At 69.6% G+C, this 14,713-nt stretch carries 14 protein-coding genes; 6 read left to right on the forward strand and 8 right to left on the reverse strand.

The features are described 5' to 3' along the window. Positions 1–558 precede the first annotated feature (558 nt). The 7 genes from arfB to ACWEOE_RS00475 all read right to left on the reverse strand — a co-directional run bounded on the left by arfB (position 559) and on the right by ACWEOE_RS00475 (position 6,372). Complete coding sequence (gene arfB, locus ACWEOE_RS00445; protein ID WP_452001818.1) at positions 559–975, reverse strand: alternative ribosome rescue aminoacyl-tRNA hydrolase ArfB; 417 nt, start codon at positions 973–975, stop codon at positions 559–561. Positions 976–1,030: 55 nt separating this feature from the next. Beyond that, positions 1,031–2,101, reverse strand: a complete 1,071-nt coding sequence (gene purM / locus ACWEOE_RS00450) for a phosphoribosylformylglycinamidine cyclo-ligase (RefSeq protein ID WP_452001821.1) — start codon at positions 2,099–2,101, stop codon at positions 1,031–1,033. A gap of 30 nt (positions 2,102–2,131) precedes the next feature. Further along, the gene (purF, locus tag ACWEOE_RS00455) at positions 2,132–3,667 is read right to left on the reverse strand and encodes an amidophosphoribosyltransferase (protein ID WP_452001824.1); all 1,536 of its coding nucleotides are present in this window, start codon (positions 3,665–3,667) and stop codon (positions 2,132–2,134) included. 215 nt (positions 3,668–3,882) lie between these two features. Beyond that, the gene (locus ACWEOE_RS00460) at positions 3,883–4,248 is read right to left on the reverse strand and encodes a hypothetical protein (RefSeq protein WP_452001827.1); all 366 of its coding nucleotides are present in this window, start codon (positions 4,246–4,248) and stop codon (positions 3,883–3,885) included. Continuing rightward, positions 4,235–4,474, reverse strand: coding sequence for a DUF397 domain-containing protein (locus ACWEOE_RS00465; protein WP_220245081.1), 240 nt, complete (start codon positions 4,472–4,474; stop codon positions 4,235–4,237). The genes ACWEOE_RS00460 and ACWEOE_RS00465 overlap by 14 nt, the downstream gene beginning before the upstream one ends. 453 nt (positions 4,475–4,927) lie before the next feature. After that, a complete protein-coding gene (locus tag ACWEOE_RS00470) occupies positions 4,928–5,803 on the reverse strand; it encodes a helix-turn-helix domain-containing protein (protein ID WP_452001831.1) in 876 nt (291 codons plus the stop codon). A gap of 188 nt (positions 5,804–5,991) precedes the next feature. Next, complete coding sequence (locus ACWEOE_RS00475) at positions 5,992–6,372, reverse strand: sterol carrier family protein (RefSeq protein WP_452001834.1); 381 nt, start codon at positions 6,370–6,372, stop codon at positions 5,992–5,994. Positions 6,373–6,431: 59 nt separating this feature from the next. Here ACWEOE_RS00475 and ACWEOE_RS00480 point away from each other — a divergent pair, with 59 nt between their 5' ends. From ACWEOE_RS00480 to ACWEOE_RS00505, 6 genes are all read left to right on the forward strand, one after another. Beyond that, complete coding sequence (locus ACWEOE_RS00480) at positions 6,432–7,109, forward strand: type VII secretion system-associated protein (RefSeq protein WP_452001837.1); 678 nt, start codon at positions 6,432–6,434, stop codon at positions 7,107–7,109. 255 nt (positions 7,110–7,364) lie between these two features. Beyond that, positions 7,365–8,156 (forward strand): lysozyme, encoded by a 792-nt coding sequence (locus ACWEOE_RS00485; protein ID WP_452003284.1) that lies wholly within the window; start codon positions 7,365–7,367, stop codon positions 8,154–8,156. A 172-nt stretch (positions 8,157–8,328) separates the two neighbouring features. Further along, positions 8,329–9,225, forward strand: coding sequence for a lysozyme (locus ACWEOE_RS00490; RefSeq protein ID WP_452001840.1), 897 nt, complete (start codon positions 8,329–8,331; stop codon positions 9,223–9,225). A 185-nt stretch (positions 9,226–9,410) separates the two neighbouring features. After that, positions 9,411–10,262 carry a hypothetical protein gene (locus tag ACWEOE_RS00495; protein WP_452001843.1) on the forward strand — a complete coding sequence of 284 codons (852 nt, stop codon included), beginning with the start codon at positions 9,411–9,413 and terminating at the stop codon, positions 10,260–10,262. A 3-nt stretch (positions 10,263–10,265) separates the two neighbouring features. Then, the gene (locus ACWEOE_RS00500; protein WP_452001846.1) at positions 10,266–11,333 is read left to right on the forward strand and encodes a pentapeptide repeat-containing protein; all 1,068 of its coding nucleotides are present in this window, start codon (positions 10,266–10,268) and stop codon (positions 11,331–11,333) included. Positions 11,334–11,436: 103 nt separating this feature from the next. Next, entirely contained in the window at positions 11,437–12,282 is an 846-nt protein-coding gene (locus ACWEOE_RS00505; RefSeq protein WP_452001849.1) for a GNAT family N-acetyltransferase, read from the forward strand. 45 nt (positions 12,283–12,327) lie between these two features. Here the strand turns inward: ACWEOE_RS00505 and purL are convergent, their stop codons facing one another. Then, positions 12,328–14,604, reverse strand: coding sequence for a phosphoribosylformylglycinamidine synthase subunit PurL (gene purL, locus ACWEOE_RS00510; RefSeq protein ID WP_452001852.1), 2,277 nt, complete (start codon positions 14,602–14,604; stop codon positions 12,328–12,330). Positions 14,605–14,713 lie beyond the last annotated feature (109 nt).

Raw genomic sequence — 14,713 nt, forward strand, 5'->3', positions numbered from 1 at the left:
GAAGGGAACGCCGACGCTGCGTTAGAGCACGAACGGACAGTTCGCCAGGCGAAAGGGCCACCCGACTTCGGGCAAAACTCCAATGACCCGTCCGCGACACGCTCCACGAGCGCGAGAGGGTGCCTTCGCCCAGCGAAACGACCACGCCACTACGGGGCAGAGCACCAACGGACCATTCGCCACGCGATGGGATCGGCCGCGCCTAAGCCGGGACACCAGCGGACCGGTTCACCGGGCGAAGGGATCGGGGGTGCCGCTGGCAGGGCGCCAGCGGACCAGTCGCCAAGCGAAAGACCACCTGCGCCTCTACGCCGGGACACACGCGGGCCGTTGCGAAAGGACCAGCGGTGCTGTGGGCATGACGCGAAGGGACCCTTCGCCAGGCGAAAGGAACGATCGGCGCTGCAGGTCGGGCACCAAGGGACCGTTCGCAGGCGAAACGACCCGTGAACGCGACTGGTCGTTTCGCCCAGCGAACGGCCCCATCACACCCACCAGCCGTTCGCCAAGCGAAAGCCCAGCCGCCGTTCGCTGAACGAACGGTCGCCCGACGCCGCCTTAATCGTCGAAACGGCCCCCACGGCCACGTTTCACGTCACTGCGACGTTTCTTCGCAGCCAGCCGACGTTCCTTGGAACCCCGCGAAGGCTTGGTCGGCCGGCGTGTCGCCGGCGGCGGAGCCGAGGCCTTGAGCAGCACCTCGACCAACCGCAGCCGGGCCGCGTCGCGGTTTTGGAGTTGGGAGCGGTGTTCGCTGGCGGCGATGGTGAGGACGCCGTCGACCAGACGCGGGGCCAGGCGGCCCGCGATGCGTTCGCGCAGCGCCGGGGGAATCGACGACGAGCGCAAAACGTCGAACGACAGCTCCACGCGCGAATCCGTGGTGTTCACGCCCTGCCCGCCCGGGCCCGAGGACCGCGAGAAGCGCTCGCGAAGCTCGGCTGCCGGAATCACGAACCGGGAGCCGATCGCCACGTCCTCTGCCACAGATGCCACGAAAACCAGTCTCCCAGCAGCGGCAAGCGAAAAATCAGAACCGCGGGTGATCCCCGGAGAGCACGGCGCGCGAGCCGTCCGGGTCGTCGGCCGGCTGGACGTCGCCGAGGATCCAGGCGGGGACGTGGCGGGCTGTGAGCACGGCGAGGGCGCGGTCGACGTCCTCGGCCGCGACGATCGCGACCATGCCGACGCCCATGTTGAACGTCTTCTCCAGCTCGGCGCGATCCACCTTGCCCCGCTGGCCGATCAAGGCGAACACCGGCGCCGGGGTCCAGGTGCCCCGTTCCAACCGGGCGACCAGGCCGCGCGGCATCACGCGGGCGAGGTTCGCCTCGAGGCCGCCGCCGGTGATGTGGGCGAACGTGCGCACCTCGGTTTCGGCGGCGAGCGCCAGGCAGTCCTTGGCGTAGATGCGCGTGGGCTCCAGCAGCTCCTCGCCGAGGGTGCGGCCGAACTCCTCGACGTGCCCGTCGAGCGGCATGCGCGCGATGTCGAGCAGCACGTGGCGGGCCAGCGAATAACCGTTGGAGTGCAGGCCGGACGAACCCATGGCCAGCACGACGTCACCCGGACGCACCTTCTCGGGCGTCAGCAGCTGAGACGCCTCCACCACACCCACGCCGGTGGCCGACACGTCGTAGTCGTGCTCGCCCATCAGGCCCGGGTGCTCGGCCGTCTCGCCGCCGAGCAGGGCGCAGCCGGCCTGCACGCAGCCCTCGGCGATGCCGCCGACCAGTGCCGCGATCTTCTCCGGCACGACCTTGCCCACGGCGATGTAGTCCTGCAGGAACAGCGGCTCGGCGCCGGTCACCACCAGGTCGTCGACGACCATGGCCACCAGGTCGATGCCCACGGTGTCGTGCTTGTCGAGCGCCTGCGCGACCGCGATCTTCGTGCCCACGCCGTCGGTGGACGAGGCGAGCACCGGCTCTTTCCACTTGTCCAGCTTCAGCGAGAACAACCCGGCGAACCCGCCGACGCCACCGCGCACCTCGGGCCGGGTGGCGCGCTCGGCGTGGGGCTTGAGCAGCTCGACGGCCTGGTCACCGGCTTCGATGCTGACGCCGGCGGCTGCGTACGTGGCGCTCGTGGACTCGCTCACGGAAGCGGACTCCCTACTGGACAATTCGGACTACGGACGCCGGACGGCGTCTTCGGCACCGTACCCGGCCGGGCTGACGGGAGTCCCCGCGCCTTTGACCGAATCCATGCTTTCCAGCAGGTGCTTGCCGATCAGGGCGTCGTCGGGCAGGTCGATGGGGTATTCGCCGGAGAAGCACGCTGTGCACAGCCGCGACTTCGGCTGCTCCGACGCCGCGACCAGACCGTCGAGCGAGATGTAGCCCAGCGAGTCGGCGCCGATGGAGCGGCGGATGCCGTCGAGGTCGACGCCGTTGGCGACGAGCTCGGCGCGCGAGGCGAAGTCGATGCCGTAGAAGCACGGCCAGCGCACGGGCGGCGAAGCGATCCGCACGTGGACCTCGAGCGCGCCGGCCTCGCGCAGCATGCGCACGAGCGCGCGCTGGGTGTTGCCGCGCACGATCGAGTCGTCGACCACGACCAGGCGCTTGCCGCGGATCACGTCGCGCAGCGGGTTGAGCTTCAGGCGGATGCCGAGCTGGCGGATCGTCTGCGACGGCTGGATGAACGTGCGCCCGACGTAGGCGTTTTTCACCAGGCCGGTGCCGTACGGGATGCCCGAGCCCTGCGCGTACCCGATCGCGGCCGGCGTGCCGGACTCCGGCACGGGCATCACGAGGTCGGCGTCGGCGGGGTGCTCGCCGGCCAGGCGACGGCCGATCTCCACCCGCGTGGCGTGCACGCTGCGGCCGGCGATCGTGGTGTCGGGGCGGGCGAGGTAGACGTACTCGAACACGCAGCCCTTGGGCTCCGGGTTCGCGAAGCGCGACGAACGCAGGCCCTCCGCGTTGATGGCGATGAGCTCACCCGGCTCGACCTCGCGCACGAACGACGCACCGCAGATGTCCAGCGCGGCGGTCTCGCTCGCCACGACCCAGCCGCGCTCCAGGCGACCCAGCACGAGCGGGTGGACGCCGTGGGGGTCGCGCGCGGCGTAGAGGGTGTTCTCGTCGGCGAAGACCAGGCAGAACGCGCCCTTCAGCGTCGGCAGCAGCTCCATGGCCGCTTCCTCGATGCCCTTGTCGGCGGCGTTCGCGGCGAGCAGGCCGCAGACCAGGTCGGAGTCGCTCGACGAGCCGGTGAGGCCCGCGTGCGGCTTGAGGCCGGCGGCCTTCGTGCGGTCGCGCAGCTCGGCGGTGTTGACGAGGTTGCCGTTGTGCGCGAACGAGATGCCGCTGCCGGTGGCCGTGGTGCGGAAGATCGGCTGCGCGTTTTCCCACACCGTGGCGCCGGTCGTGGAGTAGCGGCAGTGCCCGACGGCGATGTGGCCCTGCAGCGACTGCAGCACCTGCTCGTCGAACACCTGGCTCACCAGGCCGAGGTCCTTGAAGACCACGATCTGCGAGCCGTCGGAGACGGAGATGCCGGCCGCTTCCTGGCCGCGGTGCTGAAGCGCGTACAGGCCGTAGTAGGTCAGCTTGGCGACTTCTTCCCCGGGAGCCCAGACGCCGAAGACGCCACACTCCTCGCGGGGTTCCGGTTCGGGCTGGTCGAGTCGATCAGTGCTGGCGGAGGGGTCGGAAACCACCGAGGAGCTCCCAGGAAGACGTGGGCGGGCCAACTCCAAGTGTAAGGGAGGTGAAGACGCGGTTCGCCTCGCTCGACGTGGTTCTCCCCACTCCGGCGCGGCGCCGGGGAGAGCAGTGCTCGCGTTTTGGATCTTGGTTCCGGAGCCGGAACGTGAACCAGGCCCCGCACGACGTGGCTGTCCACGTCGCACGGGGCCTGAAGATCAAGGGAGTGTCAGCGGGCCGCGAGCCACTTCGAGGTGCCGCCGCGCCCGGGTACCCAGCAGCCCTTGGCGCTTTCGGCGCTCTGCTCGTCCGGCAGCGCGAGGACCTCGGAGAGCACCTGGGCCACTTCGCCGCGGCGGCGCCACAGCCACTTCTCGGGCTGGAAGACGTTGTCCTCCGTGCCCGGCATGCGCGTGGCGACGGCGTCGTCCTCGGCGTTGAGCCGCACGACGTCCACCACGTTGTCGTGCACCCGGACCCCGACCACGGCCTCGAACTCGCCGTTGGCGTCCGTCTCGTGCACGAACTGGTAGCCGCGGCCGATCAGCGCCTGGAGACCGGACTCGACGGTCTCCAGCGCGTCAGCCGAGGACATCGTCGAATTCGCCGTCCTTGGCGCCGGCGAGGAACGCGGCCATCTCGGCGCGCGTGTAGACGAGCGCCGGGCCGGTCGGGAAGCGGGAGTTGCGCATCGCGATCTCGCCGGACGCGAGCGGGGCCACCTCCACGCAGTTGCCCACCGCCCCGCTGTAGCTCGCCTTGCGCCACTGGGCGCCGGTCAGACGGTCGGCCGGAATGCCGTTCTCGAACCGCTCAGCCATGATCCCCACCTTCCGGGACGGTGAAAAGCTCAGGAATCTGCACGTGCATCTACCTGTGACAGGGACGCTAGCACGCGCCCATGCAACGGTAAATGCACGTGCAGAAACTTCTGCAAGTTTCTCACTGCGTGACGACAGACTTCAGTAGAAAGTCCCAGTCGGGCGATTACATCACCACTCGAAGGGGTGAAAAATCACGCTGGGTCGCGATTCTGGCGGTCGCGGTCGCGCTCCGCGAACTCGCCAACGGGAGGCGGTGGCAACGGGTGAACGCCAGCTACGGATTGTGAGCACCGAAGTTTTCAGCGGACGAGCGGTTTTCGAGCCGGTGAGCCGCAGATGGGCATGGCGAGACGCTCACAACGCGGCGAGCGGGCCTTCAAGTGCGCCGATACGAGATCACCAGCACATGCAGACGCGCGGGATAGAAAACCCCGGGACAGGGCAGCCCGATCAGATCTCCGCGCGCCGCTTCGCCAACCGAGCGCGGCTGCGCTCCGGCGTCTCCGCGTCCACGGCCAACAGGTCGAGCGCGCGGCCGTACTTCTCGATCTCGTCGCGCTTGTCGAGGTAGTGCGCGCCCGTGAGGTACTCCACGTAGGCGATGTTCGGCAGCTCCGACTCCGCGAACCGCAGCAGCGTGAAGGCGTGTTCGGCGGACAGACCGCTGCGGCAGTACGGCAGGATCTGCACCGACACGTGCGGCAGCGTGGTGACCTCGAGCAGGTACTCCAGCTGCTGCTTGAACACCTTCGGTCCGCCGATCGGCCGGTGGAGCACCGACTCGTCGAGCACGGCCCACACGCGCGGGGCGTCGGGCCTGGCCAGCATCTTCTGCCGGCGCATGCGCAGGGCCACGAGCTGGTCGACCTTCTCGTCGGCCATCTCCGGGCGGCCGTGGCTGAAGATCGCCCGCGCGTACGGCTCGATCTGCAGCAGGCCGGAGACGAACAGCGGCTCCCAGATCTGGATGCGCGACGCGGCTTCTTCCAGGCCGACGAGGTCGGTGAACCAGCCGGGCACGGTGTCGCCGAACTTGCGCCACCAGCCGGCCTCGTTCGACTGCTTGACCATGTCCAGGAAGGCCCGGCGCTCACCTTCGTCGGCGACGCCGTACATGGTGAGCAGGTCGGCGACGTCGCGTTCCTTGAAACCGACGCGGCCCAGCTCGAGTCGCGAGATCTTGGACTCGGAACCCCGGATGTTGTAGCCGGCCTGCTGACGCGTGATCCCGGCTTCCTCACGCAGCTTGCGCAGCTGCGAGCCGAGGATCATCCGGCGCGCAGTCGGGCCGAGACTCTGCTCGCCGGACGCGTTCACCGCGTTCATGACCGGGGACCTTCCGTACGTCGCTCGCCTTGACCTGGGGATTCCAGCCCGACTACCCAAAGTACACGTACAGAGCCAACCCGTATAGCACGGCTCGGCACGCGTCGGGTTTCAGTTCCCGATTCTACGGAGAGGACGAGACCAACAACAGCGGCGGGTGAGTATTCACCGGTCACGGCCCCGGACGGTCAGAGCCGAACCACCGGCAGCCAGTGGGACAGGTCGGCGCGCGAGCCCGACGCCGTCACGCGCGCGCTGTCCACGGCGCTGGGCCAATCGAGCAAGCCCGTCGCCAGTTCGAGCCACGTCCGGGGGTCGGTTTCGATCACGTTCGGTGGCGTCCCGCGGGTGTGGCGGGGACCTTCGACGCACTGGACGGCGGCGAACGGCGGCACGCGCACTTCGACACTGCGCCCGGGCGCGTCGGCGGCGAGCGCCTTGAGGCTCAGCCGCACCGCGGCGGCCAGCTCCGACCGCGCCGGATCCGGGCCGTCACCTCGCAACCAGCCCGAAACGGCCAGCACCGCCGCTCGTAACTCAGCGGGATCGACCGAACGCGAAGAGGCCATGGCCCAACAGTAGAGTGACATCGGACGAACTTTCAGGCACCCGGCACCGAGGGACGGCGATGGCGCAGCGGGACGAGGCAGATCGGATGGTTTCCCCGACCACCCCCGCGGGGCGCCGCGGCAAACCGGCGGGCAAACCCGCCACCGCCGGGCGGCACGGCCGGCGCGGACCGCAGGGCAAACCGGAGATCACCCCCGAGATGCGGGCCAACGCGCGCGCCAACCCCAACAGCTGGCTCTACGTCATCGACGAGGCATTCGACCCCGGCGGCCCGGTGCCGTCGTGGGCCGTTGTGGGCGCCTACCCGGTGAACGCCGCGGGTGACGTCGTCGAGGACTTCCACCCCAACGACCGCTACCGGCCCTCGCCGAAGGCGCTCGGTTATCCCGAGCCCGGTACCGAGCTCGAGCGGCTGCTGCAGCTCGTGCGAACCGAGCACCGCCCGGCCGAGGATCTGCCGAAGGTCATCCTCGACTCGACGCTGTTCGTCTACGCCATGTCGCCGGTCCAGCGCACGGTCATCGGCTTCCACAACACCGACGGCCGCGTGATGGTGCCCGCCTACACGGCCAAGTCGCTCGTCCCGCGCGAGTGGCCGCACGCGCGCGCGGTGCTGGGGCGCGACATCGTGGGTCTGCTCGCCGGCCACCCGGTGGCCATCAACCCGCACGACGTCATCACCGCCGTCGTGCCGGCCGAGCACCTGCTGAAGGCGCTGGCCGAAGAACGCCGCTGAGCTTTTCACCGTCCACTCAGGTCGAATTGCTACGAAAAGCCTGCTGTCCACTTCAGACGGCGGGCTTTTTCGTATCCCGAATCCGTCACCCTCACGGATCCCGACCCCTTCCCGACCTGCGGCGCTCACTCGATCAGGTGATCACCGAGTCGCCGGAACGGCGGCTTGCGGGCATCGTTCACGGCGGTGGGAGTACCCGCGTCCGGCAGGGAGTCCAGGGTGAAGCGTCGTGATCCGTTGCTGCGCCGACCGATCCTGCGCGGCCTGACCGCGGGGGGCGCACTCGTCGTTTCCGCGCTCACGCTGTGCACCCCGGCCACGGCCGCGCCGAGCTACGAAGGCGCGGAAGACCACTACGCCGGCTCGCAGATCGAGAAGTACGAGGGCGTCGGGGGCACGCCGAACGTCGAGTACACCGCGAGCGACCAGGTCCTCGGCCACGACGTGAGTGGCCACCAGGGCGCGGTCGACTGGGGCGCGGCCGCGCGGGCCGGCTCGAAGTTCGTGTACGTGAAGGCCACCGAAGGCACGGGGTTCGTCAACCCGCAGTTCGCCCAGCAGTACAACGGTTCGTACCAGGCCGGGATCATCCGTGGTTCGTACCACTTCGCGCGTCCCGACGTGTCGGACGGCGCGACGCAGGCGAACTACTTCCTCGCCCACGGCGGCGGCTGGTCCGGTGACGGCAAAACGCTGCCGGGCGCGCTCGACGCGGAGTACAACCCCTACGGCGAGACCTGTTACGGCAAGGATCCCGCCGGCATGGTCGCCTGGATCAAGTCCTTCTCGGACACTTACCGCGCGCGGACCGGGCGCCTGCCGACCATCTACACGTCCACGAGCTGGTGGAAGCGCTGCACCGGGAACAGCCCCGCGCTCGCCGGGAATCCACTGTGGCTCGCGCGCTACAACACGCAGATCGGCGAGCTGCCGGCCGGCTGGCACAGCCAGGCGATCTGGCAGTTCGCGGACACGGGTTCGCTGCCGGGCGACCAGAACTGGCTCAACGGTCCACTCGCGAGTCTCCGCAATCTGGCAATCGGGTGAACATTTATTACGACCTCACGAATTGGTCGCCATGACCCGATGAAAATCACCCTCGCGTGCCTCTGACTTCACGGATCTGGATGACAAACCGCGTTGTGTCATCAAGAATCTCCTCCGGGCGGCTACCTGCAATAGCCGCCCTCAGCGAGGGTATCTGTGAAGGGATTCAACGATGTCCACTTCCCGAAGAGGACGGCGAGCGACCCTGCTCTCCGCCCTGGCCATCCCCACCGTGGCGCTCCTGCTCGGCTCCGCGGTCCAGGCGACGGCTGCTCCGTACAACCCTGATCAGTCGGCGAGCGCGATCAACGCGATCAACGCCGACATCCAGCAGCACAACCACGAACTGGGGTCGCAGATCCGCCGCGTGGAGGGCGATTCCTCCACGCCGGCGTCCAAGACCGCCGCCCAGCAGCCGCAGCCCGCGGCCGCCGTCCCGAACCAGGCCCTGGCCACCGTGCCGGGCATGGACGTCGCCAGCTACCAGGGCAACGTCAACTGGGCGAGCTGGTGGAACCAGGGCAAGCGGTTCGTGTGGACGAAGGCGACGGAAAGCACGAGCTACACCAACCCGTACTTCGCCCAGCAGTACAACGGTTCGTACAACCAGGGCTTCATCCGCGGTGCGTACCACTTCGCCACCCCGAACACCTCCAGCGGCGCGGCGCAGGCGACCTACTTCGTCGCCCACGGCGGCGGGTGGTCACGCGACGGCAAGACCCTGCCGGGCGCGCTCGACATGGAGTACAACCCGTACGGCGCCACCTGCTACGGCCTGAGCCAGGCCGCGATGGGCGCGTGGATCCGCGACTTCCACGACACCTACCACGCCAAGACCGGCCGCTGGCCCGTCATCTACACCTCGACGAGCTGGTGGAACCAGTGCGTGGGCACGTCGCAGAACTTCTCGTCCACGGTGCCGCTGTGGGTCGCGCGGTACGCGTCGTCGGCCGGCACGCTGCCGAACGGCTGGGGTTACTACACCGTCTGGCAGTACACCTCGAGCCCGCTCGACCAGGACACCTTCAACGGTGCCTTCGACCGGGTGCAGGCGCTCGCCAACGGCTGATCGAGCACCGAGAGTTCCCGGCCACCCCGACCTGGGCGGGTGGCCGGGAACTTCGTTCACCCCGTGTCTTTTGTGCCGGGGCTGCCGACCTTGCAGAATGCACCTCACGTGGGGAGGAACCGCCGGCGCCCGCCGGTCGTCAGACCACGGCGCGAAACGGTGCACCAGGAAGGGCGGAAGCGGAAATGACCTACCCACCGCAGCCAGGGCAGGGCGGCCAGCCGGACCCCTACGGCCAGGGTTGGCAGCAGCCGGGCACAGGCGGGGTTCCCCAGCAGCCGGGGTGGGATCCGAACGCCCAGCAGCAGGGCCAGCAGCCCGGCTGGGACCCGAACACCCAGCAGTACCCCGGGCAGCAGCAGCCCTACGGCCAGCCCTACCAGCAGCAGTACCCGGGGACCCAGCAGTACCCGCAGCAGGGCTGGGATCCCAACAACCCCTATGGCGGCGGGTACGGCGTTGGCCCGCAGCCGCCGAAGAACAACAAGACCGGGCTGTGGATCGGCATCGCCGTGGCCGTGGTGGTCGTGGTGGCGCTCGGTATCACCGGCTTCGTCGCGCCCGGGTTCTTCCTGAGCAAGGACTCCGGGACCACCGCGCAGTCGCAGAACCCCACGCCACCGCCGCAGGTGCCGACGTCGCGCCCGCAGCTGCCCACCGGTGAACCGTCGCTGCCGGGCCTGCCGACCGACGAGACCGGCATCCCCGGCACCGGCATTCCCGGCTCCGGCGACGGCGCCAACTCGCCGGCCGAGGGAAAGCAGGCCGTCGACGCGTTCGTCGCGAAGATCAACGCCAAGGACGGCGCCGGCGCCACCGCCATGACGTGCCAGGGCAGCGAGGCGTTCTCGAAGGACAGCATCGACGAGGCCACCGGCGGCAGCCCGCAGCTCAAGGTCGAGGGCTACGACGGCACGGCCACCGTCACCGCGACGCTCGACGGCAGCCTGTCCGGAAAGGACGCCAACGGCTCGGTGATCGCCACCAGCGTCGGCGGCAACTGGTGCATCGGCTTCTTCTTCGTCATCGCGTTCTGACGGGTGCGGTCCCCACTGGTCTGGACGTTCGTCGCGTCCGTGCTGCTGCTGTGCGGGGTCGGGGGCTGGCTGCTCACCGACCCCGCCACCAGCCGCAGCGATGCCCTGAAAACGGCCGGCCTGGCCGGCGGCGCGGTGGTGGCGCTGTACGCGCTGTGGCTCAACGACCGGCGCCGCCGCGTCGAGGAGGCGCGGCAGGAAATCGAGCGGCAGCGCCACGACCTGGAGATGCGCCGCGCCGAACAGGACCGTGAGCGCGTGTCCGACGAGCGGTTCGCCAAGTCGGTGGAGCTGCTCGGGCACGAGGCCGACCAGGTGCGCGTCGGCGCGCTGCACGCGTTGGCGGGACTGGCCCGCAGCCGGCCCGCGTACACGCAGACCGTGCTCGACGTGCTGTGCTCGTACCTGCGGCGGCCGTTCAAGCACCAGCGCTACGACTCGACGGTCGAGGAGAGCCCGGAGCAGGAGCGGGAGCTTCAGGTGCGCCTCACCGCGCAGCGGCTGGTGACCGAGCTGCTGCCGTTCGCGTCCGAAGAGGACGGTGCGAGCTACAACCTCGACCTCACCGGCGCCACGCTGGAGTACCTCGACCTGTCCCGCCGCCGCATCGGCGGCCTGCTGCTGCGGTACGCGTCCTTGCACAGCAGCACGAACCTCAGCGGCTGCGTGATCACGCGCCGCGCCTACTTCACCGCCGCGGGCACGGACCACGGCCGGCTCATCGGCTACTTCCGCTGCCGCGGCGCGACTTTCCTCGACTACGCCTGGTTCAGCGGCACCGCGTTCGCCGAGGACGCGGACTTCACCGAGACGACCTTCGCCGGCCGCACGGACTTCAAGGAAGCCGTGTTCGCCAAGGACGCCGTGTTCACCGACGCGGTGTTCACCGATTCGCTCGACCTGCGACGCACGTCGTTCGGCGGCCAGACGGACCTGCGGTTCGCGCGGTCACCGGAACACTTGTCGTTGTACAACACGACCTGTTCGTCCACAAAGGACGTCCAGCTCCCCGGCGGCTGGGCGTTGGAACCGCTCGAAGACGGTGTTGCCCGGATCACCGTGGCCGAGTAGCCGGTGCCCGCGAGGCACTTTACTTGCCTTTTCGCCGCTGGTAGCGCCCCTTGACGACGGTGGTGTACTCGATCTTGTGGCGTCGTCCGAAGGAGGGCCGAGGATGAACACCGGCATACCCGGCGCACTGTCCGACCGCGCCGAAGCCGAGGCGTACTTCGACTTCGTGCAGGGCGCCGACGAGCGCACCCGCGAGATCCTGGATCTGGAGACCACCCGGATCGCGGGCGCCGCCGTGCTCTCGGCCCGCAACGACTCCTCCGGGTTCTGGACCCGGGCGCAGGGGTTGGGCCACGACAGTCCGCTCACCACCGAGCGGCTCGACGAGGTCCTCGGCTACTTCCGCGGCCGAGGGCACGAATCCGCCGCGCTGCACCTCGACTCCGACGCGCTCCCCCACGACTGGGCGACGCTGCGGGTCCGCCACGGCCTGTCGGCCGGCCCGAAGTTCGCGAAACTCGTGGCCCGGGTGGGGACCGTCCTGGCCGCGGCCGGGGAGACCAAGCTCGACGCCGCGCTGCGGATCGCGCCGGTCGTTCCCGAGCAGGCCGCGACCTGGGGTTCGGTGATGTGCGAGGTCTTCGGGTGGAGTGCCGTCGCCGGGCTGCCCGAGCTGTGCGCGAGTTCGGTGACGAGGCCGGAGTGGGCGCCGTTCGCCGTCTGGGCGGGTGAGCGCATGGTCGCGACAGCCAATGCGCACCGGTTCGCCGGCACCGCGCACATGTTCGGCGGCGCGACCCTGCCGGAGTTCCGCAACCGCGGCGCGCAGTCCGCGCTGCTGCTGGCCCGCGCCGAAGCGGCGGCCGAGGCCGGCTGTGAATGGCTGGTGGCCGAGGCCTACGCGCCGGACGAGGGCAAGAACCCGTCGCTCACGAACATGCGCCGGCTGGGTTTCGAGGAGTACCAGCGGCGCCCGGTGTGGCGCTGGGCGCGCGCCGACGAACGGTGACCGAGGGCTCCCGGGCGGCCGTGACCGCCCGGGAGCGACCAACGATCAGTCGAACAGCGCCGGGAGCGTCTTCTCCCACGGCTCACGCAGCTCGTCGAGCGTGAACTCCGTGATGCCCTGCAGCTCGAGCGTGCCCGAGTCCGGGTCGACGACGCCGGTCTTGCGCCACGGCAGGCCGCGGGCGGTGCACATCTCCGTGAAGCGCAGCTCTTCCGTGCGCGGCACCGCGACGAGCACCCGGCCCGAGGACTCGGAGAACAGCTGGACGAACGGGTCCTGGTCGCGGTCGAGGAACACCCGCGCGCCGCACTGTCCGATGAGGACGGTCTCCACCAGTGCCTGGGCGAGGCCGCCGTCGGCGAGGTCGTGGGCGGCGGAGATCATGCCGTCGCGCGAGCCGGCGACGAGGACCTCGCCGATGAGCTTCTCGCGGGCGAGGTCGACCTTCGGCGGCACGCCGCCGAGGTGGCCGTGGAGCTCACGGGCCCACGCGGAGCCGTCGAGCTCGTCGTGGGTGTCGCCGAGCAGCAGGAGCGTCTCGCCGGCCTCCGCGCCGATCCCGGTGGGGATGCGGCGGGTCACGTCGTCGATCACGCCGAGCACGGCGATCACCGGCGTCGGCAGGATGGCCGTGTCGCCGGTCTGGTTGAAGAAGCTCACGTTGCCGCCGGTCACCGGGATGCCCAGCTCGACGCACGCGTCGGCCAGCCCGTGCACGGCCTGCTCGAACTGCCACATCACGGCCGGGTCGGTCGGGGCACCGAAGTTGAGGCAGTCGGACACCGCGACCGGCGTCGCACCACCCGTGGCGACGTTGCGGTACGCCTCGGCCAGCGCGAGCTGAGCGCCGCGGTACGGGTCGAGGTAGACGAACTTCGCGTTGCAGTCGGTGGACACCGACACGCCGCGGCCGCTCGACTCGTCGATGCGGATCATGCCGGAGTCGGACGGCTGGGCGAGCACGGAGTTGCCGCGCACGTAGCGGTCGTACTGCGCCGTGACCCATTCCTTCGACGCCTGGTTGGGCGCCGCGATGAGCTTCAGCAGGTCGGCGCGCAGTTCTTCGGGGGTCGACGGCCGGGGCAGGTTCGCCGACGTGTCCGCGATCAGCGCGTCCTGGGAAGCCGGGCGCTGGATCGGCCGGTCGTACACCGGGCCCTGGTGGGCGACGGTGTGGGCCGGGACGTCGACCACGACCTCGTCGTGCCAGGTGATCACGAGGTTGTCGCCGTCGGTGACCTCGCCGATGTCGGTGGCGATCACGTCCCACTTCGCGCACACGGCCATGAACGCCTCGACGTTCTCCGGCGCCACGACCGCGCACATGCGTTCCTGCGACTCGCTAGAGAGCACCTCGGCGGGCGTCATGCCGGTGGCGCGCAGCGGCACGCGGTCGAGGTAGACGTGCATCCCGCCGTCACCGGCGGCCGCGAGCTCCGACGTCGCGCAGGACAGCCCGGCGCCGCCGAGATCCTGGATGCCGACGACGAGCTTTTCCTTGAACAGGTCGAGGCAGCACTCGATGAGCACCTTCTCGGTGAACGGGTCGCCGACCTGCACGCTCGGCAGCTTGCGGCGGCCGGCCGCGGATTCGTCACCGGAGAACGTGTCGCTCGCCAGCACGGACACGCCGCCGATGCCGTCGAGGCCGGTGCGCGCGCCGAACAGGATGATCTTGTTACCGGTGCCCGAAGCGAACGCCAGGTGCAGGTCCTCGGTGCGCATGGCACCCACGCACAGGGCGTTGACCAGCGGGTTGCCACTGTAGGACGGGTCGAACACGAGCTCGCCGCCGATGTTCGGCAGGCCGAGGCAGTTGCCGTAGCCACCGACGCCGGCGACCACACCGGGCAGCACGCGCTTGGTGTCGGGCGCGTCGGCCGGGCCGAAGCGAAGCGCGTCGGCCACCGCGAGCGGGCGCGCGCCCATGGCCATGATGTCGCGGACGATGCCGCCGACGCCCGTGGCCGCACCCTGGTACGGCTCCACATAGGACGGGTGGTTGTGGCTCTCGACCTTGAAGGTGACCGCCCAGCCGTCGCCGATGTCGACCACGCCGGCGTTCTCGCCGATGCCCGCGAGCATCTTCGACTTCATCTCGTCGGTGGCGGTCTCGCCGAAGTAGCTCAGGTGCTTCTTCGAGGACTTGTAGGAGCAGTGCTCGCTCCACATGACCGAGTACATCGCCAGCTCGGCGTCGGTGGGCCGGCGGCCGAGGATCTCGCGGATCCGCGCGTACTCGTCTTCGGCGAGGCCGAGCTCGATGTACGGCTGCGTGGTTTCCGGGGTCGCCTTCGCGCGTTCGGTGGTGTCAGTGTTCATGACAGAGCTGCTGGTCACAGTGTTGGATCCAGGGTCCGTGTCAGGGTTCGCCACACCTTCAAGAGTACGTGTCAGCCGCGTCACACCCGCAGGTGCCCGACGTGTTCGC

This window comes from Amycolatopsis sp. NPDC004368, assembly GCF_053602515.1.

Coding starts and splice junctions, on each gene's coding strand:
- ACWEOE_RS00460 (WP_452001827.1), bottom strand. CDS start 4,248: ATGTCCTCGGCTGACGCGCTGGAGACCGTCGAGTCCGGTCTCCAGGCG.
- ACWEOE_RS00465 (WP_220245081.1), bottom strand. CDS start 4,474: ATGGCTGAGCGGTTCGAGAACGGCATTCCGGCCGACCGTCTGACCGGC.
- ACWEOE_RS00470 (WP_452001831.1), bottom strand. CDS start 5,803: ATGAACGCGGTGAACGCGTCCGGCGAGCAGAGTCTCGGCCCGACTGCG.
- ACWEOE_RS00475 (WP_452001834.1), bottom strand. CDS start 6,372: ATGGCCTCTTCGCGTTCGGTCGATCCCGCTGAGTTACGAGCGGCGGTG.
- ACWEOE_RS00480 (WP_452001837.1), top strand. CDS start 6,432: ATGGCGCAGCGGGACGAGGCAGATCGGATGGTTTCCCCGACCACCCCC.
- ACWEOE_RS00490 (WP_452001840.1), top strand. CDS start 8,329: ATGTCCACTTCCCGAAGAGGACGGCGAGCGACCCTGCTCTCCGCCCTG.
- ACWEOE_RS00495 (WP_452001843.1), top strand. CDS start 9,411: ATGACCTACCCACCGCAGCCAGGGCAGGGCGGCCAGCCGGACCCCTAC.
- ACWEOE_RS00505 (WP_452001849.1), top strand. CDS start 11,437: ATGAACACCGGCATACCCGGCGCACTGTCCGACCGCGCCGAAGCCGAG.
- purL (WP_452001852.1), bottom strand. CDS start 14,604: ATGAACACTGACACCACCGAACGCGCGAAGGCGACCCCGGAAACCACG.